The 22108-nt window shown below is 48.5% G+C and carries 18 protein-coding genes; 7 read left to right on the forward strand and 11 right to left on the reverse strand.

All coding sequences use genetic code 11. The features are described from left to right. The coding region (gene tnpA, locus LG368_RS10485) for an IS200/IS605 family transposase (RefSeq protein ID WP_226754673.1) at positions 1–214 on the forward strand (214 nt) is incomplete at its 5' end. Between the two features lie 19 nt (positions 215–233). On the opposite strand, the gene LG368_RS10490 is transcribed toward tnpA, so the two are convergent. Continuing rightward, a complete protein-coding gene (locus LG368_RS10490) occupies positions 234–1862 on the reverse strand; it encodes a GGDEF domain-containing protein (protein ID WP_226754674.1) in 1629 nt (542 codons plus the stop codon). A 250-nt stretch (positions 1863–2112) separates the two neighbouring features. Beyond that, the gene (locus LG368_RS10495; protein ID WP_226754675.1) at positions 2113–2898 is read right to left on the reverse strand and encodes an AraC family transcriptional regulator; all 786 of its coding nucleotides are present in this window, start codon (positions 2896–2898) and stop codon (positions 2113–2115) included. A gap of 201 nt (positions 2899–3099) precedes the next feature. Between LG368_RS10495 and lhpI the strand changes: the two genes are divergently transcribed. Together lhpI and LG368_RS10505 are read left to right on the forward strand one after the other, a co-directional pair. Further along, on the forward strand, positions 3100–4050 hold the full coding sequence (gene lhpI / locus LG368_RS10500; protein WP_226754676.1) for a bifunctional Delta(1)-pyrroline-2-carboxylate/Delta(1)-piperideine-2-carboxylate reductase: 951 nt from the start codon (positions 3100–3102) through the stop codon (positions 4048–4050). Between the two features lie 2 nt (positions 4051–4052). Then, positions 4053–5345: an NAD(P)/FAD-dependent oxidoreductase gene (locus tag LG368_RS10505; RefSeq protein WP_226754677.1), complete on the forward strand. Its 1293-nt coding sequence runs from the start codon at positions 4053–4055 to the stop codon at positions 5343–5345. Here LG368_RS10505 and LG368_RS10510 read toward each other — a convergent pair. Genes LG368_RS10510 through LG368_RS10520 form a run of 3 tightly spaced genes read right to left on the reverse strand, consistent with a single transcriptional unit; the run spans position 5342 to position 9361 of the window. After that, positions 5342–7711 carry an ATP-binding protein gene (locus tag LG368_RS10510; protein WP_226754678.1) on the reverse strand — a complete coding sequence of 790 codons (2370 nt, stop codon included), beginning with the start codon at positions 7709–7711 and terminating at the stop codon, positions 5342–5344. The genes LG368_RS10505 and LG368_RS10510 overlap by 4 nt on opposite strands. A 4-nt stretch (positions 7712–7715) precedes the next feature. After that, positions 7716–8624 carry a substrate-binding periplasmic protein gene (locus LG368_RS10515; RefSeq protein WP_226754679.1) on the reverse strand — a complete coding sequence of 303 codons (909 nt, stop codon included), beginning with the start codon at positions 8622–8624 and terminating at the stop codon, positions 7716–7718. Continuing rightward, positions 8609–9361, reverse strand: coding sequence for a response regulator (locus LG368_RS10520; RefSeq protein ID WP_276573000.1), 753 nt, complete (start codon positions 9359–9361; stop codon positions 8609–8611). The genes LG368_RS10515 and LG368_RS10520 overlap by 16 nt, the downstream gene beginning before the upstream one ends. Positions 9362–10150: 789 nt before the next feature. Between LG368_RS10520 and nhaC the strand changes: the two genes are divergently transcribed. The 4 genes from nhaC (at position 10151) to LG368_RS10540 (ending at position 14717) form a co-directional block, all read left to right on the forward strand. Then, a complete protein-coding gene (nhaC, locus tag LG368_RS10525; RefSeq protein WP_226754681.1) occupies positions 10151–11635 on the forward strand; it encodes a Na+/H+ antiporter NhaC in 1485 nt (494 codons plus the stop codon). A 166-nt stretch (positions 11636–11801) separates the two neighbouring features. Then, entirely contained in the window at positions 11802–13043 is a 1242-nt protein-coding gene (locus tag LG368_RS10530) for a DEAD/DEAH box helicase (protein ID WP_226754682.1), read from the forward strand. Positions 13044–13059: 16 nt separating this feature from the next. Continuing rightward, positions 13060–13917 carry a PA4780 family RIO1-like protein kinase gene (locus tag LG368_RS10535; RefSeq protein WP_226754683.1) on the forward strand — a complete coding sequence of 286 codons (858 nt, stop codon included), beginning with the start codon at positions 13060–13062 and terminating at the stop codon, positions 13915–13917. A 134-nt stretch (positions 13918–14051) separates the two neighbouring features. Continuing rightward, positions 14052–14717, forward strand: a complete 666-nt coding sequence (locus LG368_RS10540) for a 7-cyano-7-deazaguanine/7-aminomethyl-7-deazaguanine transporter (RefSeq protein WP_226754684.1) — start codon at positions 14052–14054, stop codon at positions 14715–14717. 90 nt (positions 14718–14807) lie between these two features. Here LG368_RS10540 and LG368_RS10545 read toward each other — a convergent pair whose 3' ends face one another. The 6 genes from LG368_RS10545 to LG368_RS10570 all read right to left on the reverse strand — a co-directional run bounded on the left by LG368_RS10545 (position 14808) and on the right by LG368_RS10570 (position 21975). Beyond that, complete coding sequence (locus LG368_RS10545) at positions 14808–15329, reverse strand: M48 metallopeptidase family protein (protein ID WP_226754685.1); 522 nt, start codon at positions 15327–15329, stop codon at positions 14808–14810. After that, on the reverse strand, positions 15329–16723 hold the full coding sequence (locus LG368_RS10550) for a diguanylate cyclase (RefSeq protein ID WP_226754686.1): 1395 nt from the start codon (positions 16721–16723) through the stop codon (positions 15329–15331). The genes LG368_RS10545 and LG368_RS10550 overlap by 1 nt, the downstream gene beginning before the upstream one ends. A 169-nt stretch (positions 16724–16892) precedes the next feature. Beyond that, on the reverse strand, positions 16893–17618 hold the full coding sequence (locus LG368_RS10555; protein WP_226754687.1) for a sulfite exporter TauE/SafE family protein: 726 nt from the start codon (positions 17616–17618) through the stop codon (positions 16893–16895). A gap of 34 nt (positions 17619–17652) precedes the next feature. After that, entirely contained in the window at positions 17653–18456 is an 804-nt protein-coding gene (locus LG368_RS10560) for a DUF547 domain-containing protein (RefSeq protein WP_226754688.1), read from the reverse strand. A 4-nt stretch (positions 18457–18460) separates the two neighbouring features. Beyond that, on the reverse strand, positions 18461–20611 hold the full coding sequence (locus LG368_RS10565; RefSeq protein ID WP_226754689.1) for an FAD-dependent oxidoreductase: 2151 nt from the start codon (positions 20609–20611) through the stop codon (positions 18461–18463). 155 nt (positions 20612–20766) lie between these two features. Continuing rightward, positions 20767–21975 (reverse strand): MFS transporter, encoded by a 1209-nt coding sequence (locus tag LG368_RS10570; RefSeq protein ID WP_226754690.1) that lies wholly within the window; start codon positions 21973–21975, stop codon positions 20767–20769. Positions 21976–22108: the final 133 nt, after the last annotated feature.

Below are 22108 nucleotides of genomic sequence, written 5' to 3' on the forward strand. Positions count from 1 at the left end.
GATAAATTACCCACCAAAAGTTCAGCTTACGAAGTTAGTGAACAGCTTAAAAGGTGTAAGCAGCAGAAAAATGAAGCAGTATCACCCAGAGCTTGAGCCACCCGCTTATTTGAAAAATGCACTCTGGGCGAGAAGTTACTTTGCTGGCAGTTGCGGAGGGGCAAGTATCGATATTTTAAAAGGTTACATCGCAGACCAAAATAGACCTGATTAGAAGCCTATCGGCTTCGCCCTTATATCCCCTGCCTAGAAGTCAGGGGGCTTACAGGCATAATGCTAAACTTCATGGCATACATGGCGCTGTCTGCTCGATGAAATACATCGTCTATGGTGTCGTTTTCTTGTATTAATGCACTGCCCACGCTGAAAGTTGCTTTGATATCATCGTCGCCTATGGTTAAAACAGGCGCGTCATCATGACAAGACAATTGTTGAGTCAGTTGCGCCACACTGTGATCTGTTGCGTGCTTTAAAAGGATCAGAAACTCGTCGCCACCCCAGCGCGCCACTTCACCTTGATCCCCCACTAAATTCAGCAAATGTGCGGCAACACTCTGTAAAACACGATCACCCGCCGCATGACCATAGTGATCATTAATGGCTTTAAAACGGTTTACATCCACGTTGATCAGACCAAATGATTGGCGTTTCTCGTGCCAGTTTTGCATATATTCCTCCATAAACAACTCAAACCCGCGGCGATTATACAGTTCTGTTAAGGGGTCTAATTTTGCTAAGCGATTGAGCGCCTCGGTACGCTCCTCGACCTTCGCTTCTAAAGAAGATTGATGCTCCAATAAAGACCGTGAAATCGTTTCGTATTGGTGTACCAATCGTTTAATTTCAGGTCCTGCGAAACAACTCAATAGCGGCGCTCGATAGCGCTTTTCTCCTAAAGACTGAATAGACAAACTCAGCTCTTCCAAAGGCTTGGTAACAATCAGCGTTAACAAGCCATAAAACACGATCAAAGCACACACCAAACTGACAAAGAAAATCAGTAATAAGCCAGAAAACTCTGTAAGAGGAAGGAAATTATCAATATCAATGAAATTTGTTTGAAACCAATCAATTTCTGGAATGTAGACCACACTGGCCAGCTGACGCACACCGTTGAGGTACACCGCTGTGGTTTTCACATGATTAGGGTGTGATTTGGCCAGCACAAAGGTGTTTTGCAGTCGCTCACGGGACTCAATATCGTCTAACAAAGAAAAGATGAGCTTTTTGTCTTGAGCTTGCTTGGTAATAGTAGCGTAATCAATCAGCTCTTGTTTTTTGTGCAACTGAATAGAGCCTTCGTAATTGGTAAACACAATGGCTGAGTAAATATCTTGTTTTTCCACCATTTGCGCTAAAAACACCGACAAATCCAAACCGGTTCCTACCACGCCTAATATGGCGTCGCCGTCACGAATCAACACATCGCTCCACAGTTTAATCACCCCAAGCTCAACGTCTGGATTCACATTGAGGTGCATGTCTAACTTGGCAGCCATGATCTGATAAAACCAGTCATCTGACGCTTTTGCACTGTCCAGCGTGTAACGATACAGGTCGCCACTAGGCGGCAAAACGCCGTCGCTGTAGTAATAATGATTGTTGCCTTTTAAGCCAATAAAATAAGAATCATCGGCAAAACGACCACGAAATGCTTCCGTATCAGCCAATGCTTTTTGCTTGAGCTGTACGTCGTCGGGCTGTTTCGCCCAGGCTTTGAGGGAATCTAAATTAGCAAATTCTTCTGAGAGATTGACCTGCTGGATTAAGGGCGACAAGGTGCGTTCTTTGTCGTACAGGACTTGTTTTTCAGCGTAACGCTCAATCCAGCTGACAATAATGTCTTCCGCGAGAACGCGCATAGACAGCCACGAAAAAAAACAAGTAAGAAGCAAAATAAGAGTGGTTGATAGCAGAAAACGAGACTTAATAGACATACTCAACACTCACCCTCCCTTTTGAGCTGAACCAGAATAGCCACACAATTTGACACCCAGAATGAGCAAAAAACACACCATAAGGCAATGCTTAAATAAAGCATATTTGGGTAGCGGGAAACAGCTTATATATGTAACGCATGGTTACAATCCAGTTTCATTTACTTACAGTTTATTACATTTTGACTTGCCTTGGCGAACAGCCCATGTGTTTCTTATAAGCACGGGAAAACGCCGAAGCACTGGAAAAGCCATAATGCTCTGCCACCAGCGCGATAGGTGTTGAGGTGGTTTGCAGGCGCTGTTGTGCCTGTTGGAGTTTGCGCTTTAACAGATAATGCTGTGGACTCATGCCAAATTGTTTCTGACACACCACATAAAAATGGCTTTCGCTCATGTTGAAATAATGCGCCAGCCAAGCGTTGTTAAAAGTACGCTCAGGGTGACCATCGACTAAGCCATGCAGCAGGTTAAGATCCAAACGTTGGTGAGCAACACCTTGCCACGCGGTGTTTTGTTCCGTCACAATATCGGTGATTTGCAGCAGTATCATCGGCAGCATTTGCGTGCTCACTCGTCGACGTACCTGCTCGGTTGCGCCTTGCAATTGTTGTGCGGTGTAGGCCAGACAGCCCATCAACTCCAGTGGAAATTGTGAAAAATGAGGCGACGATAACAAGGCATCTGTAGACACGCCGGCGCTTTCGGTAATGTAGTTCATCAAGGGGTCTTGGTGCTGAATATCCACCACCAGCAATTCACAATCGGTGGAATGACCGGTAAAGAGATGTGGCATGTCATTAGGCGCAAGCGCAAATTGACCGCGCGTTAGAATACGGCCAGACTGCGCTAACTCACAGGACATCCTACCCTGCCAGCCAATCAGTATTTGTGAATACGCATGCAAATGCTCACCCTGTTGGGTGGCAATAACATTTCGACGAATTCCACTTTGCATCATGCCACCGTTAATCAGACTCGATCACCATAAAATCACATACCCTGTTATAGCAGTTCATTCGCTTCCTTCCTATGCTAAAAAGCGAAACACAATGAAATAGCTTTGGCATATTGTGTCGTAGTTTGAGTCAACTCAACACAACACGGTTTTGCTAGGATAAAGACATTCGTTTTTCTCTGGCAAACCACAGGAGCCTTTACCATGCAGATTTCCGCAGATACGTTACGCGCCCGTTTAACTTGGCCAAAGATCGTCGCCGCCCTGCGCGACATTTTTGTCGCCGACGTTCATTCTCCCGTTCGTCATCATCACTTTATCGACGTCCCTAACGAGCCACAAGCCACCCTGCTATTGATGCCAGCATGGATCGAAGGGCAATACCTTGGCGTTAAGCAAGTCAGTGTGTTTCCAGGCAACAGCGCCCGTAACCTGCCCGGTTTGACCAGTCTTTATACGCTAAGCTGTGGCAAAACCGGTCAAACCTTAGCGCAAATGGACGGCAATGTGATCACCGCAATCCGTACCGCCGCCGCGTCGGCATTGGCCTCATCGTATTTGTCGCGTGCCGATTCCAGCAGCCTATTGATGATGGGAGCGGGTCGTATGGGACACCACTTGGTGCCTGCCCACTGCAGTGTTCGTCCTATCAAAACCATCTGGGTATGGGATCGAACCCCAGCCCATGCCGAAGCCTTTGTTGCCGAATTACGCGCGCAAGGACAAGACGCCCAAGTTTGCCGCACCGAGCAGTTGCCGGACATTGCTGGCGCTGTGGACATCATTAGTTGCGCCACTTTAGCCAACGAACCGATTCTACTGGGCGACTGGTTAAAGCCCGGCGTACACGTGGATTTAGTCGGCAGCTTCACCCCAACCATGCGCGAAGTGGATAACAAGGCCATGCAGACCACAGCGATTTTTGTTGATACCCGTGCTGGTGCATTGGCTGAGACGGGGGATTTGATTTTACCGATCAAACAAGGCGCCATCACCGAGCAAGACATTCATGCCGAATTGACCGAGCTGTGTGGCAATACTCATCAAGGTCGAAACGCATTAGCAGAACCAGCAAGCGCTATGACTCTGTTTAAATCCGTCGGCGACTCCCGTGAAGATCTCGCCGCCGCTATGTTGGCCTATCAGGAAGCGTAATCATGACCCAGTGTGCCGAGGTAACCGCTATAGAAACAGGAACGCGCTTTGCCGTAATCGGCGCCGGTGTGGTCGGCTTATGCGCCGCGCTACAGGCGCAACGCACTGGCTTCCACGTCACCCTGATCGATTCCAACGAACCGGGCAAATCCACTTCGTATGGCAATGCTGGCTACTTAGCCACCGAGGTGATCGACCCGCTTGGCACACCCGATGTGTTACGCGCCGCGCCCAAGCTGTGGCTTAACCCCAAAGGGCCAATCTGTACACCGCTCAAATACGCCACCAAAGCCGCACCTTGGTATTGGCGCTTTTTAAAAGCCTCTCAAGCCGAACCCGCACAGCGGGGGACGCAGATGATCCACCAGCTTAACCAAGCGGCTGTGGAAGCCTGGCGACGCACGTTAAGTGACATAGGGGCAGAACACTTACTGATCAAGGGCGGTCACCTCGTGGTCTGGGAAAACACAAAAGGTCTAGAGGAAGCGGATCGACTCATCGAGAAGATGCGAGGCTATAACATTGCTTGTGAACAGGTTACAGGTCACGCCCTTGAGCAATTGGAACCGGAACTGTCTGCGTCCCTTAGCCATGCGGTGTTCTTTCCTGACATTCATCGGTTATCAGACCCTTATCAAGTGTGTCATGCCTTATTCAACGCCTTTATACAGCGAGGCGGCGACTTTATTACCGCCCGGGTCACCGCGCTTAAACCCGAGCAAGATCAAGTGAATGTAGACCTAATGCGCAACGATGGCTTAACCTCGACCCTACGCTTTGATCAGGTCAGTGTGTGTGGTGGTGTGTGGAGCAAAAGTTTATTGCAACAGGTGGGGCTGGATGTGCCACTGGAAGCAGAACGAGGCTACCATGTGACCTTTCCCGACGATCAAACCCGCATTCATCACACGATTTTATCCGCTGATCGCAAGCTGGTGTTATCGCCTCTCGGTGCGGGACTGCGCGCAGTGGGTATGAGTGAAATAGGTGGCGTAGAGCTACCCCCTATTAAAAAACGCTTTCAAGTGTTACGCGAACACACCAAAGGCTTACTGCCTAAATTGTTCGAGAAACCCGATCTAAAATCGAGTGAATGGATGGGACATCGACCCTCATTGCCGGATTCACTTCCCGTGATTGACCAGCACCCAAGCTTTCCACGCTTGTCGTTTGCCTTCGGCCATCAGCATTTAGGCATTACTCAAGCCGCCATTACCGCGGAGCTCTTAATGGATAAGATCCAACAAAAACCCGAAACGATTCCGCTCGATGCCTTACGCGTTGATCGTTTTTAATGACGCTTTATAATGCGATTTAAGTGTGACAAGCTCTCGTCATACAGGGGCTTTAGTGCAGCAATCTCATCGTTGAGACTGCCTTGTTTGGCAATTTGACTGGTCATCTGGCCACTGGTCTGAATCGCAAGGTTACAACGCTTTTCAATGTCTCTAAGCGCCGTTGCCAAGGCTTGAGCGGCCACCGCATCGGCGTCACCCGCCAAACGATGGGTGATATCGGCCAACTCATACACATCCCCCTGCTCATTCATCTCATCCAACTCATCAAGGCCCTGTTCCATCGCCACCACAAATAAAGACACCAGCCTTTGCAGGCGTTGTTTCCCAAGCGCGGTTAAATGCGAGTGCACCAAACTCACATTTAAAATGCCCTGATCGCTTTGTTGATCAATCGCCACCTGAGTCTGTTGATTGAGTTGCTCACCCATCACTTGATACAGCAGTTCACGCTTAAACGGCTTAGGAATCACCGCACGAATCCCCACGTCGTGACACTGTTTCACATTGCCAGGTAAGACATTAGCGGTCAGCGCAACGATCGGTGTTGTGGCATTGATCGAATCACCATGGCGAATTTGATCGGCAACGTCTAAACCACTCAAGGCGGGCAAATGAATGTCCATTAAAATCAAATCAAAGGCGTCTTGCTTGGCTTTTTTGAGCGCCATCAAACCATCTTTTGCCAAGGTAATGGTATGGCCGTCTTGCTCTAGTAGCTCTGTGGTCATGGCCTGATTAATCGGCGTGTCTTCCACCAAGAGTATCGACATAGGCGCCATGCGAGTCTCCGTTACTGTCGGGGAGACAACCGGTAAAGACGCCTCATCCAACGCAATAAGCGGTAGATAAAACCAAAACACACTGCCACGGCCTTCCTCACTTTCTACGCCGATCTCCCCTTCGAGCAAACGCACCAATTGCGCGGTAATCGCCAGCCCTAACCCCGTTCCACCAAAGCGCCGTGTAACGCTGTCATCGGCTTGACTAAAACGTTCAAACATATTGGCCAGATAGCTGTCTGGCATACCAATCCCGGTGTCTTCTACTTCGATTAACACTCCGGAGGCTTGATCTAGGTGGGCATCACTCGTGGAAACAGACACCGTCACGGTGCCATGATGCGTAAATTTAATCGCGTTCGACACCAAGTTCGAGAGAATTTGCCGCAATGCACCGGCGGCTCCCTGATAGGTATCGGGCAATTCTTCGCTAAAATGCACCGTCAGCTGGGTGTCTTGTTGCTGCGCTTGCGCTGTGAATAAGAGGCTCGTCGACCGTACCAGCTCACGCACTGAAAAGGTTCGAATTTCGGGGCTATACATGCCCTCTTCTAGGCGGGCATAGTCCAGCAGCCCATTCAGGATTTCCAATAGCGCCTCACCAGATTGGTAAATCGCTGAGAGCTTTTCAGCATCTTGTGGTGGATGTGGCTGATGCTGCAAAAGCTCTACCATGCCTAAAATACCATTGAGCGGGGTTTTGATTTCATGGCTCATGGTGGCGAGAAACTGACTTTTCGCCAAATTGGCTTGTTCAGCGGCTTCCTTCGCGCCTTGCAAACGTCGAGTACGACGCCGCACTTGTTCTTGCAACTTGTCTCGATGAAAGCGCAGTTCGGTTTCAATGGCGTCTTTTTGCTTGATGTCAGACAAAATCGCTTCGCGCATGTCATTCATTGCATTGACCACCGAATCGATTTCATCTTCATCGCGACCAGTACGTTGCCGTTTATAGGGCAATATCAGCTTAGTGTGTAAGTTACCGGCACTGATGGTGCGTGTGTAGCGGGCCATGTATTCCAAATGCCGTGTCACCATAAAGTGCACGATAAGCAACAAAAACACCCCGTTGATCAATACCAGTAAACTTTGAAATAGCGCAATCTCAATGGCAGACCTCAAAAGCTTATCCTGAATAGCGGCGAGGTCATGGTACACCGTCAGTTCTCCCAGCAAACGCTCAGTTTCATCGCCTGCTCTGTTGGTGTAATAAATCGGTAGGTGCGTGCCTTGATCATTGCTCATCCTAGCGGTTTGTGCGCCCACCACAATATCTTCCTGCCAATCTTGCGAATGCAAGGTCACCATATTAACGTTGGAAAAGTTTAAAATCCCTTTAAGCTGTAACGTCAGTTGCTCACTGTCTAGATCCCACAAGCTCTTACGAATACCGGCCATGTAAGACGAGGTAATGTAGTCGGTTTGCTCTTGTATTGACGCGTGTTCACGGCGATATTCATTGAATACCTGAATACTGGTGGAAATCAGCGCCAATAATAAACTCAAGGACAAAAGGCGAATAAAGATACGATGGGCCAATGGGTGTGCTTGTTTATAGCCCAACAATTTAGACAATAATGGCATGAAGTTACGGTTCTCGTTGATGTCTGTCTTTGAGCCCTACGTCGCGCAAATACAGGGTATGATAACGCGACAACAACTCAGGTATGGTGTCTGGAGACGCTAACAAGGCACTCAAACGTTGATTTAAAAAAGGCACCCAAGGCAATAAGGGCGAACGATTTGAAATCGCCAAATACCAAAAATCCGTCACGTCCGTTTGTACGTGACCCGTTTTGCCTAGCAACCCCAAACGTTGTAGATCGAGTTGTCCTGATAATTTGCCCATGGGCACAGCATCAAGGCGACGGTTCGCCAGTTTGCGCAGGTTTTGCGCCTGTGTGGAAACGTATTCTAAGGTTGGGTAAGTTTCTAATGCGTCATCAATCGCATCGCCGAAGCTGTCTCCCATCAAAACACCGACACGCAACCCCGCAAGCGCGTCCCACCCTTTAAATGTCAGTGGTTGGTCGATGGGGTAGTACAAATAAATGTCTTCACGCACCAAGGGCTCGGTGAGAAACGTCATGGAGGCACGGCGTGACGCCGTATCAAAGCCAGACAACATATCAATATTGCCCAATTCCACTTCTTTTAAGCAGCGCCGCCAGTTGCTGTCTTGATAGGTGTCTACCGTGACCCCAAGCGGTTCTAGAAGCTGTTTAATCACCGCCACATTCACTCCGGTCGCCTGGCGCTCTGCGTTAACCCAAGACACGGGAGGATACGCACTGTTACCGCACACTCGCACCGTCATGGTGGACAAATCACCTAGAGAAAAAGCATCAGGAGAAAGAGCACCGGAAGAAAGAGCACCAGAAGAAGACACCGATGAAGGCGTTGACTCTTGTGCCAGTGCGAGTCCCAGCCCCGGTGCTAAAAAGGAGGTACCAAAAAAGATAACAACAACCGCTGCTCTTTTTAAAGAGACTCGCATACACCCTCTTCTGGGGCGCTGTTCTCCGCAACGGAACTGAGCAAATACCCCACGCCGTGGACGGTGACAATGACCTGAGGGCAGAGAGGGTCTTCGCTTAACTTGCGACGAATCCGGCCAATCAACACATCAATGGTACGATCAGTGGCGTTCCAAGTACGATTTTTAATGCGATCCATTAACTGATCACGGGTCAAAGCCGTGCCTTCGTGCGTTTTTAACGCCAACAATAATTGGCATTCGCCTTCTGTTAGCTGACTCTCACTGCGATCAGATTTGATTAACACACGACGTGCGGTGTCCAGTTGCCAAGTCCCAATGGCACGCAATACCGGCTCGTCTGCAGGTTTTTTCTCTAGTTCACGCTGTTTACGTACTCGACGAATCAAATTCTTGCCCCGCGCCAAGATTTCACGAGCATTAAAGGGTTTGCTGACGTATTCATCAGCCCCGCATTCTAAGCCTATAATACGGTCAATCTCATCCTGTTTGCCGGTGACCAAAATAATGCCAACTTCGGAGCGGGTACGCAGCTCTCGGGTGAGCGTCAGGCCATCTTTACCCGGCAAGCGGATGTCCAACAAAATAAGATCAAAAGTCTCTTCGCTTAAACGCAATTCGGCTTCTTCTGCGGTTTCAGCGCCGGATACCGTGTAACCTTCGGCGGCAAAATAGCTTTCGAGTGTTTCTCGCGTCACGATTGAATCGTCAACAACGAGGATTTTAATGTCTGACATTAACATGGCTAGATACTGCTAAAAGTAAAAAGGGAGTCATCCAGGGGATGAACGCGGTATTCTGATTATGTTCTGTTTAAAACTGAGCAATGTTCATTGCTGTTAGGCGTTGTTTTAACGAATAAAATGACTATAGCAATTCCTTTTCCAAAAGATAACCCAAGGCCTTGCTTGATATAACATCAACAAAATGTAAACAGACGCCCCAAGATATCAACGACGGTTGATGTTTTTTTCATTTCATTCTTGCGCTGTTGCTCTTTTTGACACAGGTAGGTCGGTGTATGCCTCCCCATTTTACCAATACGCCGTTTGAGCCTTTCCGCTGTGGTACATAATAAGTCACCCTTTATGATGACGTTCTGTCTTGGTGCAAGCCACGATCACGCAATGACAGTAACCTGCATAAAAGCCATTGCTTTTAAACCGAACGCTTAACCTCATCGCTGCCAATCTAGGATTCCGTCGCAAGGACGCACAAGAATAAAGCAAGTCGCTTTTCTAAACCGCGTCTTATGTCTGTCGCACCAGGCATCTCATAGGCTTTTTCCTCATAACCTCATACCAATAAGACGTTTGAACCCTTCATTCTAGAGCGGATTTTATGACGTTGGCTGAGCAATATAGGATCGATGGACGTTCACATTGTTGATACAAAGTATTACGACCTGTTTGTGAATTACGTTTTTTTTCTTGCTACAACTTTATGTAAGCAAAGTGTAAGACAAGCAATGTGTTTGCTGTTTACACCTGCGTACTCCCATAAAAAAGAACATTAAGGAACACAATATGACGGTCCATACAGACAAGAAAGAGGAACAAAAGCCCAGCTTAGCGCTGGCTTTAGTGCCTGTCGTACTCACGTTAGTTCTGCTCGGTATTCAAATTTTTTATTTTGGCGATTTTACCCCTCACATTCCATTGGCCATTGGTTTGGCGCTGACCGCACTGGTGGGCATCAAACAGGGTCTCAAATGGAAACAGATTGAAAAAGGGATCTTTCACGTTATTCACGTTTCTATGCCCTCCGTGTCGGTGTTGATTCTGGTGGGTATGTTGGTCGGTGTTTGGATCGCCAGTGGTACGGTACCCACCTTGATCTATTATGGCCTAACCCTGTTGTCACCACAGATTTTCTTGGCCGCCGCCATGTTGTTGTGTGCTGTGGTCTCCGTGTCTTTGGGGACATCTTGGGGCACAGTCGGTACGGTTGGTCTTGCTCTGATGGGGATTGGTGCCGGGTTTGAGATTCCCATGTATTGGACAGCGGGCGCGGTTGTCTCTGGTGCCTTTTTTGGCGACAAAATCTCACCTTTGTCCGACACCACTAACCTTGCGCCTGCCGTTACAGGCACAGATGTGTTTTCTCATATTAAAAACATGATGCCCACCACCATTCCTGCCATGTTGGTTGCCTTGGTAATTTATTTGGTCGCTGGGTTCAGCATGATCGACAGTAATAACAGCTCCTTCGAGCGTATTACCGCCATTACCCAGTCTTTGCAAAATAACTTTGAAATTTCCGCTTGGTTGTTAGCGCCAGCATTGGTGGTAATTGCACTTGCCGTACGCCGTATGCCACCGATCCCATCTTTGTTTGCGGGTGTGGTTGCCGGGGCGATTGTGGCGGTGTTTACCCAAGGTGCGGGCATTCATGACATCATTACATACGCCAACAGCGGTTATTCCATCACCACCAGTTCAGACGCGATTAATAGCTTGCTAAACCGTGGCGGCATTCAATCAATGATGTGGACCATCTCCTTGATTTTGATTGCCCTTGGTTTTGGTGGCGCACTGGAACGTACGGGCTGTCTTGAAGCCATCATCAGTGCCATCATGAGCAAGGTGTCGAGCTTTAAAGGTGTACAAACTTCGGCGACGTTAACCTCTGTCGCGACCAACCTAGTCGCAGGCGACCCCTACTTGTCGATTGCTCTACCGGGTCGTATGTATGCACCTGTGTACCGTGGCTTAAAATACTCCACGCTTAACCTGTCTCGCGCGATTGAAGAAGGCGGTACATTAGTGTCACCGTTGGTGCCTTGGAACGCTGGGGGGGCTTTTGTTATTGGCGCATTGGGGCTGAGTATCGGTGACGGTAACTTTGAAAACCTACTCTACATTCCGTTGGCGTTCGCTTGCTGGATCTCGCCGATACTCGGTTTGATCTACGCACAGCTTGGTTTATTTTCACCCAAAGCCACAGAAGAAGAGCAAACACGTTGGAAAAAACGCGATGAATTGGTCATGAAGTACGAAATGGCGCACTAACTTTTTCTCCAAACGTCCCCCTCTAAGTACTTCTCCATAAGTACGCCTACAAAAGCAGACCTTATCACAAGGTCTGCTTTTTCTTTCTTTCATGGTGTTTTCGGCTACACTAGCCGTTTACCTTGTATTGTGCATTACCGTATTTTACCCATTAAACAGGACCTCCATGAGCTTTGCGTCGTTAGGACTTCATTCACACCTTCTTGATCACCTCACCACCTTGGGCTATGCAACGCCCACGCCCATTCAGCAACAGGCGATCCCTGCGGTGTTAGCGGGCAAAGACCTCATGGCAGGCGCACAAACCGGTACGGGAAAAACCGCTGCCTTCGCCTTGCCCTTACTGCATCGCCTTTTTTTAGATAAGGACACACAGGCCATTCGAGTGTTGGTGCTCACACCCACGCGGGAGTTGGCTCAACAAGTCCACGCCAGTTTCGAAAGATACAGCGCGCCCTTATCCATTCGCTCTGTGGTGGCCTACGGTGGTACCAGTATTAATGTGCAATTGGACGCCCTCAGAAAAGGCTGTGACGTATTAGTCGCGACGCCCGGGCGTTTGCTGGAATTGCTGATGAAAGGCTTAATCGATTTGCGCCAACTGGACACCTTGGTGCTCGATGAAGCCGACCGTATGCTCGATATGGGGTTTATTATCGACATCCAGCGTATTCTTAAGAAGCTACCCGACTCACGCCAAACCCTATTCTTTTCAGCCACCTTCAATGACGATATTTTTGCGCTCAGCAAAACCTTGCTACGCGACCCACAACTCATCGAAGTTGATAACCGTAATACCACCGCCAGACAAGTGGAACAATCGGTGTATGCCGTTGATGCCGACCGCAAAAGCGCGCTTATTTCGTTTTTGATTGGCTCAAAAAACTGGCAGCAGGTACTCATTTTTACCCGTACCAAACAAGGTGCCGACGCGTTAGCCAAGGAGATGCTTAAAGACGGTATCGCCACTCAAGCCATCCATGGCGACAAATCCCAAGGCGCACGAGATCGTGCCCTAACCGATTTCAAAGCGGGTAAGGTTCGTGCGCTGGTGGCCACCGATGTGGCAGCACGAGGCATCGATATTGAGCAGTTACACTATGTTATTAATCACGAATTGCCTTACCATGCCGAAGATTATATTCACCGGATCGGTCGAACTGGCCGCGCCGGTGCAACCGGCCTCGCTGTGAGTTTGATCACCGAAAAAGAGCGCTATCTGCTGACAGACATTGAAAAACTCATTGGCACCCCTTTTGTGGTGCAGTGGTTACCGGGCTTTGAACCGGATTTAGACAAAGTCATTCGTTCGCCCAAACAGCGTGAACCGTCCAAAAAGACACTCCGCGCCCAAGCGCTTGGACAAACGAGCCCAAAAAGCAAAAAATCGCCAAGACGACGCCGATAATAGGATAACGAGCCGTATGAAGATTCCAAAAAGACTACAACCCCTTATCGAAGATGGCCTCATTGACGATGTGTTACGCCAGCTTATGAGTGGCAAAGAAGCCACCGTTTTTGTCGTGCGTTGTGGCGATGACATTCGCTGTGCCAAGGTCTATAAAGACGCCGGAAAACGCAGTTTCAAACAGGCCGTGCAATATCGTGAAGGCCGCAAAGTTCGTAACAGCCGTCGCTCGCGCGCGATGGAAAAAGGCTCTAAATTTGGTCGTGACGAACAAGAAACACTCTGGCAAAGCGCTGAAGTAGACGCGCTGTACAAGCTCGCAGACGCCGGTGTCCGTGTGCCAACGCCCTATGGTTGTATTGATGGCGTGTTATTGATGGAACTAATCACCGACGACAACGGTGAAGTGGCCCCTCGCCTTAACGACGTGGTATTGACAGAAGAACAAGCCAGACGCGATCACGACACCATTATCAAAGACATAGTGCGTATGTTATGCGCCGGGTTAATTCATGGTGATTTGTCTGAATTTAACGTGCTGGTGGATTCCCATGGTCCGGTCATTATCGACCTGCCTCAAGCGGTTGATGCGGCCGCCAACAACAACGCCGAATGGATGCTTGAGCGGGATGTGAACAACATGCGTAACTATTACGGCATGTCTGCACCCGATCTTTTAGACACCCAATACGCCAAAGAAATATGGGCGCTGTTTGAAGCCGGGAAGTTAACCCCCACCACAGAGCTGACCGGGCTTTTTGAAGAGCCCACCGAGGCGGCGGATGTGGATTCTGTGCTGCAGGAAATACAAGAAGCCTTTGAAGAAGAACAAGAGAGACTGGCGCGCATCAACAGCACAGACGACGATGACTAAAGCAGAACGCTTTTCTCATCGTGCATTTACTGTATAATCTTGCACCGCATTTGGCATTTGCGCTCAAGCGGTGCCAATATCATTACAGACACAGTTGGGTTCCCTCACCCCAATCAAACGAAAAAGGTCACATTATGAGTACGTTCACACCGGCACAACAGGGTAAAGCCCTTGGCTACCTTGCGTTTTTTCACTTATTAGTCATTGCATCCAGCAATTATCTGGTACAAATCCCTTTTACGGTTTTCGACCTTCACACCACCTGGGGCGCGTTTACCTTTCCCTTTATATTTTTAGCCACCGATCTCACGGTACGTATTTTCGGTGCCGCGCTGGCGCGTAAAATCATCTTTTTGGTGATGATTCCTTCTTTGTTTGTTTCTTATGTGTTGTCGGTGATTTTTGCCCAAGGGGCGTTTCAAGGCTTCGCGGAACTCACCACCTACAATAGCTTTGTTGGCCGTATCGCCATTGCCAGCTTGTTAGCTTACTTGCTGGGTCAAGTGTTGGACATTCAAGTATTCAACCGTTTGCGCCAGCTCAAAGCTTGGTGGGTTGCCCCTGCGGCGTCGACCTTGTTGGGTAACGGCTTAGACACGTTGGCCTTTTTCGGTATCGCTTTTTATCAGAGCGTCGATCCTTTCATGGCGCAGCATTGGCAGGAAATTGCACTGGCGGATTTTGCTTTTAAATTGATCATCAGTATGGGGCTGTTTATTCCTCTGTACGGTATGCTGTTGGCGTACTTGACCAAGAAAATCACCGCCATTAAACCCGATTTCTCCCTCGCCAACGCCTAGTAAAACGCGTTGTACTCATCCCACAAAAAAGGCCGATTTCGTAGGGAAAATCGGCCTTTTTTGTGTCTTTTTTTCTGTTTTTGTTTCTGTTCACCATAGATCGCCAAATCGATCTCGGTGACTCAAATACAAGCGCAAATCAAATTCTAGCTGATGATAATCCGGCTCCATGTAACAACACAGCTTGTAAAACGCCTTGTTGTGATCCTTTTCTTTGAGATGGGCAAGTTCGTGTACCAAAATCATTTTCAGTAATGGCTCAGGCAATCGTCGAAACAAGGAGGCGACGCGGATCTCATGCTTCGCTTTCAACTTATTGCCCTGCGTGCGCGATACAAAGGTGTGTAAACCAAGCGCATTATGAATGATGTGAATTTTATCGTCGTAGATTACCTTGCTGATCGGTGGGGAGCTGCGCATAAAGTCATTTTTCAACGCCATGGTGTAATCGTATAACGCACGTGGTGCATTCAAGCGGTGGGCACTTGGGTATTTTTTTAGCAACCAGTCACCAGAGGCATGTTTATCAAGTAACTGCTGGGCCTGTTGTTGCACCTGTGGTGAATAAGCCCCTAGGTAATTTTTCGTCTTACTGTGTTCACGCGATGACATTATGACGGATCCAACGAGGCGACCTGATTCTTCCCATCGGCTTTTGCTTGATAAAGGGCTTTGTCGGCTCGACTGAGTAGTTTATCGGTCAAACAGCCGCCACTCGACCGACACGTCACCCCAAGGGAAGCGGTAAAGGGTATTAACTGATGATGGCGGTCAACCACGGTGTCTTTTTCTATCGCCACCCTGACGCGCTCGGCAATGATTAAGGCTTCCTCTTTGTCGGTTTCAGGCAATAAAATAGCAAACTCTTCGCCACCGATGCGTGCCATTAAATCCTTGCGCCGCAATACCGCTAAACAGGCTTTTGCCAAGCTTTGTAATACCAGATCACCAATTTCGTGGCCATGTTGATCATTAATGCGCTTAAAGTTGTCTATATCCATCATAATCACAGACATGGGCGTCTTCTTATCAAGCGCGTCTTTCAGAATGATGTCGCACTTATTGAAAAAAGCGCCGCGATTCGCAAGCCCCGTCAGGTGATCAGAATACGCCATGTGTTCCAGCGCTTCTTGGGTACGAAAATGCTCAATCGCAATACTCGCCAAATTACTGGCAAACTGAATCAGTTCGAAATCTCCCTCCGTTGGCCGAGCTGGTTGCATTTTATAAATCGCAAAGGTTCCTAATAGCTCGCCTTTTGAAGAACGAATCGGGTCCGACCAACAGGCCGCTAACCCAGCTTGTGCGGCCAATGCTTTGTAATCTTGCCAATAGGGGTGAGCCGCAATATCGTCCACCACAACACGTTCATTCAGATATGCGGAGGTGCCACAAGACCCAACATTCATGCCTATCTTGACACCATCAATCGCTTGGTTATAAAAGTCGGGTAAATCCGGTGCCGCCCCTAAGCGTAAGCGGTCTTCTGATTTATCAAACAAGAGCACACTGCACACGGTTTGCGGGCTTTCTTTTTGAATTTGCAACACGATCACGTTCAATATGTCGGACAATGCGGAACTTTTCGCCACCATTTCCAACATCACACCGCGTACTTTTAACCGCTCTTCGACCACCCAATGATCGGTTGTATCGCGCAGATACCAAATCTTAGTGTCACCTAATAGGGTAAAGCGTATGCTCACGCGTTTTTGCCTTCTATGTTTACACAGTAAGGTCGTATCGAGTGTGGCTGAAGAGCGCGTACCAGTGTGTTGTGACATCCACGGTTTTACACGCTGAAAAAATTCATATGGCTCAATCAGAACCTGGCCAAACCACTCCTCCATTGTGGTCATATCATCAAACACAAAGCCAAAATGCTCACAAAAACTCGGGTTCACATGGGTCACTTTTCCCGTTTCGGTATCAGAACATATCGCAGAAATCGGCAAGGTATCCAAGATATCTTCTAAGTTGGCCTTCGGAGTTTGATGACATCTCATAGTTAGTCCATTAATTCTATCGCTCACACGATGCTTTATTTTGATGATACGCAATTTTACAACGTAACCATGGCATCCGAAAAGTACAGGGCACACTATTTGCCTATTATTTGTATAACTTTTGTACGCAACGGTTGTTACCCACCAACAGTGGATGGCACAAACACTTTTAGGCTTCCCAAAATAATTTTAATGCGGCAATGGCGGACATGATTCTCACAAACCATTTGAATTGCACCGGGTTAATCTTTTTTAGAAAGTGATAACCCACAAACGCACCGATAAACAGCCCTGGCAAGGCGTACAGACTGGCTTTGGTGCTTTCCACTGTGAGTAAACCTAGGCTTAAATAAAAAGGCAGTTTGATCATATTGATAATAAAGAAGCCCCACGCTCGAGTGCTCACATAGGTCTCTTTCTTGAGTTTTTGTTCTAATAAAAACAGGCTAAACAGCGGCCCTGCCGCATTGGCCATCATGGTGACAATGCCACCTAGAAACCCCATTGAATACGCGGCAAGCGGCTTACGCATGAAAGGAGTGGGTCGATAGTCTAGGTACAAACCCAGCAATATCATCGCAATAATCATAACACCCAAAAAGCGCACGAACTGGTCTTGATCAATGTTCGCCAAAAAGTGACTCGCTAGATACATGCCCAAAAAAGCCAAGGGTAAAAAACGCGCCAATACCGACCAAGCAATTTTCGCTTTGTAACTGAAGACCGCCATGATATCGGTGACAATATAAAGCGGCAAAATCACTGCCAACGCTGCAGGACCGGGAAACACCACCATCACAATGGGTAAGATCAGCAGCCCCATTCCACCCACGGAGAATTTTGAAAACCCCGTGATCAAACCGGCGAGACTTAACACCACCCATGCACTGTCCAATGCTTTCTCCTTGTTATTTACGATGCATCAGAGGCTATTTTACGCGATTTAACGACCAATCATACTCAAGAAATTCAATGTCGAGGGCGTCTTTTTCGAGTGACTCAACAGTTGCCGTATCCAGTGATAATGCGTTGGCATAGTCGCTCAAAAATGCTTCTAAAGAATCATACCCTTTCCAACCTTTCTCAAAGTCTTCACGGTACCATTTAAAAATAGAGGAAAGCTCTAATGTGTCGCCATTCAAACGGTTACGGCTGCGATCCGCTAAGAAAAGCTCTGTTTGTGTTTCGAGCAAACGGTCTAGGTTATCGCCTTGAAAGGCTTGATTCGCCAAGGCAGGACAACCAATACTGGCGCAATTCACCGCAAAGTGAATACGTGGATCGTTGTAACGGTCGGAGCCACGAATCAGTTCGTGCTCAACCTCATCTAACGAACGCTCTTCACCCAACAAAGAAACAACGTCCTTGCTCCATGGGGAGCGAAACAGGCTGCCCAGGTCTTTGATCGACTCAATATTTGGCCATTCTGTCAGAATAAGCGCAACCGTTGCGGCGTTGTAAGTATTGATTAGAAATGCCAGCTGGTCGTTTTTAGGCCAGCTGTCGAATTCCGTCTGGCTCACTTGAGCCAAACGGTCTAAATAACGTTTCAGCGATGCCTTGTTATCCGCAAAACCTTGATAATCGACTTGGCTGGCTTTGCCGCCATCAATCAAATACACATTCTGCTGCAATAAAGCATTCCAAGCAGAATGATCAAACGCGTTTGCCGCGCTGACCAAGCCACTTTGTAACCCAAGCAACACCACTAAAGTCATCAACCAGTTTTTCATGGCATTAACCTCGACGCCAAGTGTGGTATTTTTCAATCCACGCCAATACACGCTCTGGCGTATGTGCGCGTTTCCACTCGCCTGCTGCGTATTTATTGGATTCCGCCCACGTTGGATAAGTGTGAATCGTACCCAAGATTTTGTTTAAACCTAGGCCGTGTTTCATCGCCAGTACAAATTCCGCCAATAATTCACCAGAATGCTCACCCACAATGGTGACACCTAAGATTTTATCTTTACCCGGCACGGTTAACACTTTCACAAAGCCCTTGTCGGCGCTTTCGGCGATGGCTCGATCAAGGTCATCTAAACCGTAACGCACCATTTCATAGGCAATGCCTTGCTCTTTGGCTTCTTGCTCGCTCAAGCCTACCCGCGCCACTTCTGGATCAACGAACGTCGCCCAAGGAATCACCCGATAATCTGCACGGAATTTTTTCACGGTACCAAACAAGGCGTTGACCGCGGCAAACCAGGCTTGGTGCGCCGCCACGTGAGTAAACTGATAAGGCCCCGCCACATCGCCGACGGCAAAGATATTCGGGAACAAGGTTTCAAGGTAATCATTGGTCACTATGGTGCGTTTGGTTTCCACACCAATGTTTTCCAAGCCATAGCCTTCAAGACGCGCTTGACGGCCCACCGCACACAATAAAGCATCAAACTCAATCACACTTTCCGCGCCATCTTTTTCAACAATCAGACGCTTCACATCACCGTCTTTTTCACAACGAATGGCATTGTGAGAGGTTAAAATCGTCACGCCATCGGCGGTCATACTGTCTTGTACCAGAGCCGAGACTTCTGCGTCCTCTCGCACCATAATGCGCTCAGAACGCTCCACTTGCGTGACGTTCGAACCCAATCGAGCAAAGCTCTGTGCCAATTCAGAACCAATCGGGCCACCGCCCAATACCACAAGACGTTTTGGCGGCGCATCCAACTTGGCAAACTCTTCCCACAGCGTGTCACTGGTGTAATAGCCCACGTCGTTTAAGCCTGGTAAATCCGGCACAAACGGACGTGCACCTGTCGCCAATACGATACTGCGCGCGGTAAGACGCTGAGTGCCGCCGTCGTTTAGCTTAATCTCTACCGTCCAAGGGTCGACGATGGTCGCGTAGCCTTGCACCACATCCACACCCAACTTGGTGTAGCGCTCAACGCTGTCATGAGGCTCAATTTTGCTGATGACCTCATGCACTCGCGCCATGACTTTTTTGAAGGAAAATGTCGGCTCTGCACTGTTTAGGCCGTAGCGCTCAGCATGACGCATTTGCTGCGCCACTTTCGCACTCTTGATTAAGGCTTTGCTGGGAATACAACCATAGTTTAAGCAGTCGCCGCCCATTTTATTGGCTTCCACTAACGTCACCTTGGCTTTGACCGCCGCGGCAATATAAGCGCTCACTAGACCACCGGCACCGCCACCGATCACAATCAGGTTACGGTCAAAAGTTTTTGGCTTGTTGAAGCCTTTGTAAACGCGACGCGCCTTGATGACATTCAGCAGTTTTTTCGCTAATAAAGGGAATACTCCGAGCAACACAAAGGAGAAAAGCAAAGACGGCGACAAAATGCCCGACAGGCTCTCAAGTTGCCCAAGTTGCGTACCGGCGTTAACAAATACCAAGGTGCCCGCCAACATGCCCAGCTGGCTTGCCCAGTAGAAGGTCACCGCACGAATCGTGGTTAACCCCATCAATAGGTTAATCAAGAAGAAAGGAAACAAGGGCACCAATCGCAAGGTAAACAGATAAAAAGCGCCTTCTTTTTCCACACCGTCATTGAGGGCTTTTAAACGATCACCAAACCGCTTTTGTACCGTTTCCTGTAACAAGTAACGCGCCACTAAAAACGCCAAGGTCGCACCGATGGTGCTGGCAAACGACACAATCAACAAGCCCCAACCTAAGCCAAACAAAGCGCCTGCGGCCAGCGTCATAATCGCCGCCCCTGGCAAAGACAACGCTGTGACAATGACGTACAGGAGCAAAAACGCCCCACCCACTAATAAGGGGCTCTCAGCGCGCCAAGCTTCAAACTGCGTCAGGCCCGACTTCAACCCTTCTAACGTTAACAACTGGTGCAGATCAAAGTAGAAAAAACCTACTATGAGCGCCGCAATGACGATTAACAAACCCGACTTTTTCATTACTAACACTCCCGCAGAGCTTTTCAACTCAAGACTAATAAACTCATTTATTCACTGTATAAGGGTTAGACTCAACAGAGGCCAAGATTCTTACACTCATAAAATATTTTTTATTGCTCACCAATAAAGCGCAGATAAAAAGAGAGAGGGCCATATTAAGAAGCGGTCTGAATTCGACCTGACAACACACTAAAAGACACGCCGCATACACACACGCACAAGACAAGCACCACTAAGCCAGATAAACCGTATGTGGCAATGGCCGTCGCAAACGCAGGAGGCCCAATCGTTCCCCCTAGATTGCCAAATTGCGCCAACAAACCATAGCTCTGTGCTTGCTCATTGGGGCTGCGTGCCAAGATTGGAATCATCGCCAGCGACGAGCCAGACACCATGCCTAAGCACAACACCACGACGCCAATCGCCATAAAAAATATCCACGCCGTGCCACTCATCACAAACGCACAACTGATGCCTACCGCCACCCCTGAATACGCCAGCAGGGCAACCCGCTGAGGCTTCATGACATATTGCGCGATGGCGCCTGCCAAGAAGGTTCCACAGGTGCTGACCAGCGGCAGGACAATCAACATCCAAGCGGTCAGCGAGGCATTGCCCACCAGACTCGGGACATAGGTCAACACAGAGACCAATGTGAAGGTGTAAAACAGAAATACGCAGCTTGGTAACAGGGAACGAGGATTGCGATACACTTGCAGCATTTGCGTCAAAAAGCCTGCCTGAGTGCCGGTGACAGGCAATAAATTCAATACAGGGTGTTTTCTTAACATGAAAAACAGCACGATGCCCATGGTGAAAATCAACAGGCTGTGACCTAAAAACACCGCCTGCAACCCCAAGTTATCCAGTAAACCTTTACCAATCCAACCACTCACCGCGAACGCGACACCAAAAAACGTCCCCCATAGACCCATGGTTAAGGATCTGTGCTGGGGAGCACTGAGTTTGGCGATGAGTGTTGGCGCGGTCACCACCACACCCAACTGAGAAAAACCTTCCAACAGACGGGTTATCAATAAAAAATCAAAAGAGGGCAATCTCGACTGGATCAATGACAAGGTGCCCCCGAGTAACAAGGCACCCACCAGCACTTTTAAATAACCGACACGGCTGGCGATCATACCGGCAGATACGCCGAAAATGAGCCCCGCCAACCCAACAGCTGACAATGCCGCACCGGTGGACGTAGCGCCCATGTCGTAATGGGACAACAGAGTATCGAACGAGATCGAAAACTTAGCAAACTGCATCGCCGCAGACACCCCTGCGATCCACAGCAGAATCACTTCTAACCACTGGGTTTTAGGCTCAGCAACCGATGAAAAAGACGAAGAACGAGGCATCAGGCTTCCTTAATACACAAGCCATCAACATTATGAAGAGGCGATTAACATTGACCTTACGGACAAAAAATAACCATTCTAAAGCAAACGCCGCTTAACAAAAGCGGCCATTTGCGGAACAAAAAAAGAAGTT

The sequence above is a fragment of the Marinomonas algarum genome (genome assembly GCF_020532605.1).
In the GTDB taxonomy this organism is placed as follows: domain Bacteria; phylum Pseudomonadota; class Gammaproteobacteria; order Pseudomonadales; family Marinomonadaceae; genus Marinomonas; species Marinomonas algarum.

Bases quoted from the DNA above. Each gene is read 5' to 3' on its own strand.
- LG368_RS10490 (WP_226754674.1), bottom strand. From the start codon at position 1,862: ATGCGCGTTCTCGCGGAAGACATTATTGTCAGCTGGATTGAGCGTTAC.
- LG368_RS10495 (WP_226754675.1), bottom strand. From the start codon at position 2,898: ATGATGCAAAGTGGAATTCGTCGAAATGTTATTGCCACCCAACAGGGT.
- lhpI (WP_226754676.1), top strand. From the start codon at position 3,100: ATGCAGATTTCCGCAGATACGTTACGCGCCCGTTTAACTTGGCCAAAG.
- LG368_RS10505 (WP_226754677.1), top strand. From the start codon at position 4,053: ATGACCCAGTGTGCCGAGGTAACCGCTATAGAAACAGGAACGCGCTTT.
- LG368_RS10510 (WP_226754678.1), bottom strand. From the start codon at position 7,711: ATGCCATTATTGTCTAAATTGTTGGGCTATAAACAAGCACACCCATTG.
- LG368_RS10515 (WP_226754679.1), bottom strand. From the start codon at position 8,624: ATGCGAGTCTCTTTAAAAAGAGCAGCGGTTGTTGTTATCTTTTTTGGT.
- LG368_RS10520 (WP_276573000.1), bottom strand. From the start codon at position 9,361: ATGTCAGACATTAAAATCCTCGTTGTTGACGATTCAATCGTGACGCGA.
- nhaC (WP_226754681.1), top strand. From the start codon at position 10,151: ATGACGGTCCATACAGACAAGAAAGAGGAACAAAAGCCCAGCTTAGCG.
- LG368_RS10530 (WP_226754682.1), top strand. From the start codon at position 11,802: ATGAGCTTTGCGTCGTTAGGACTTCATTCACACCTTCTTGATCACCTC.
- LG368_RS10535 (WP_226754683.1), top strand. From the start codon at position 13,060: ATGAAGATTCCAAAAAGACTACAACCCCTTATCGAAGATGGCCTCATT.
- LG368_RS10540 (WP_226754684.1), top strand. From the start codon at position 14,052: ATGAGTACGTTCACACCGGCACAACAGGGTAAAGCCCTTGGCTACCTT.
- LG368_RS10545 (WP_226754685.1), bottom strand. From the start codon at position 15,329: ATGTCATCGCGTGAACACAGTAAGACGAAAAATTACCTAGGGGCTTAT.
- LG368_RS10550 (WP_226754686.1), bottom strand. From the start codon at position 16,723: ATGAGATGTCATCAAACTCCGAAGGCCAACTTAGAAGATATCTTGGAT.
- LG368_RS10560 (WP_226754688.1), bottom strand. From the start codon at position 18,456: ATGAAAAACTGGTTGATGACTTTAGTGGTGTTGCTTGGGTTACAAAGT.
- LG368_RS10565 (WP_226754689.1), bottom strand. From the start codon at position 20,611: ATGAAAAAGTCGGGTTTGTTAATCGTCATTGCGGCGCTCATAGTAGGT.
- LG368_RS10570 (WP_226754690.1), bottom strand. From the start codon at position 21,975: ATGCCTCGTTCTTCGTCTTTTTCATCGGTTGCTGAGCCTAAAACCCAG.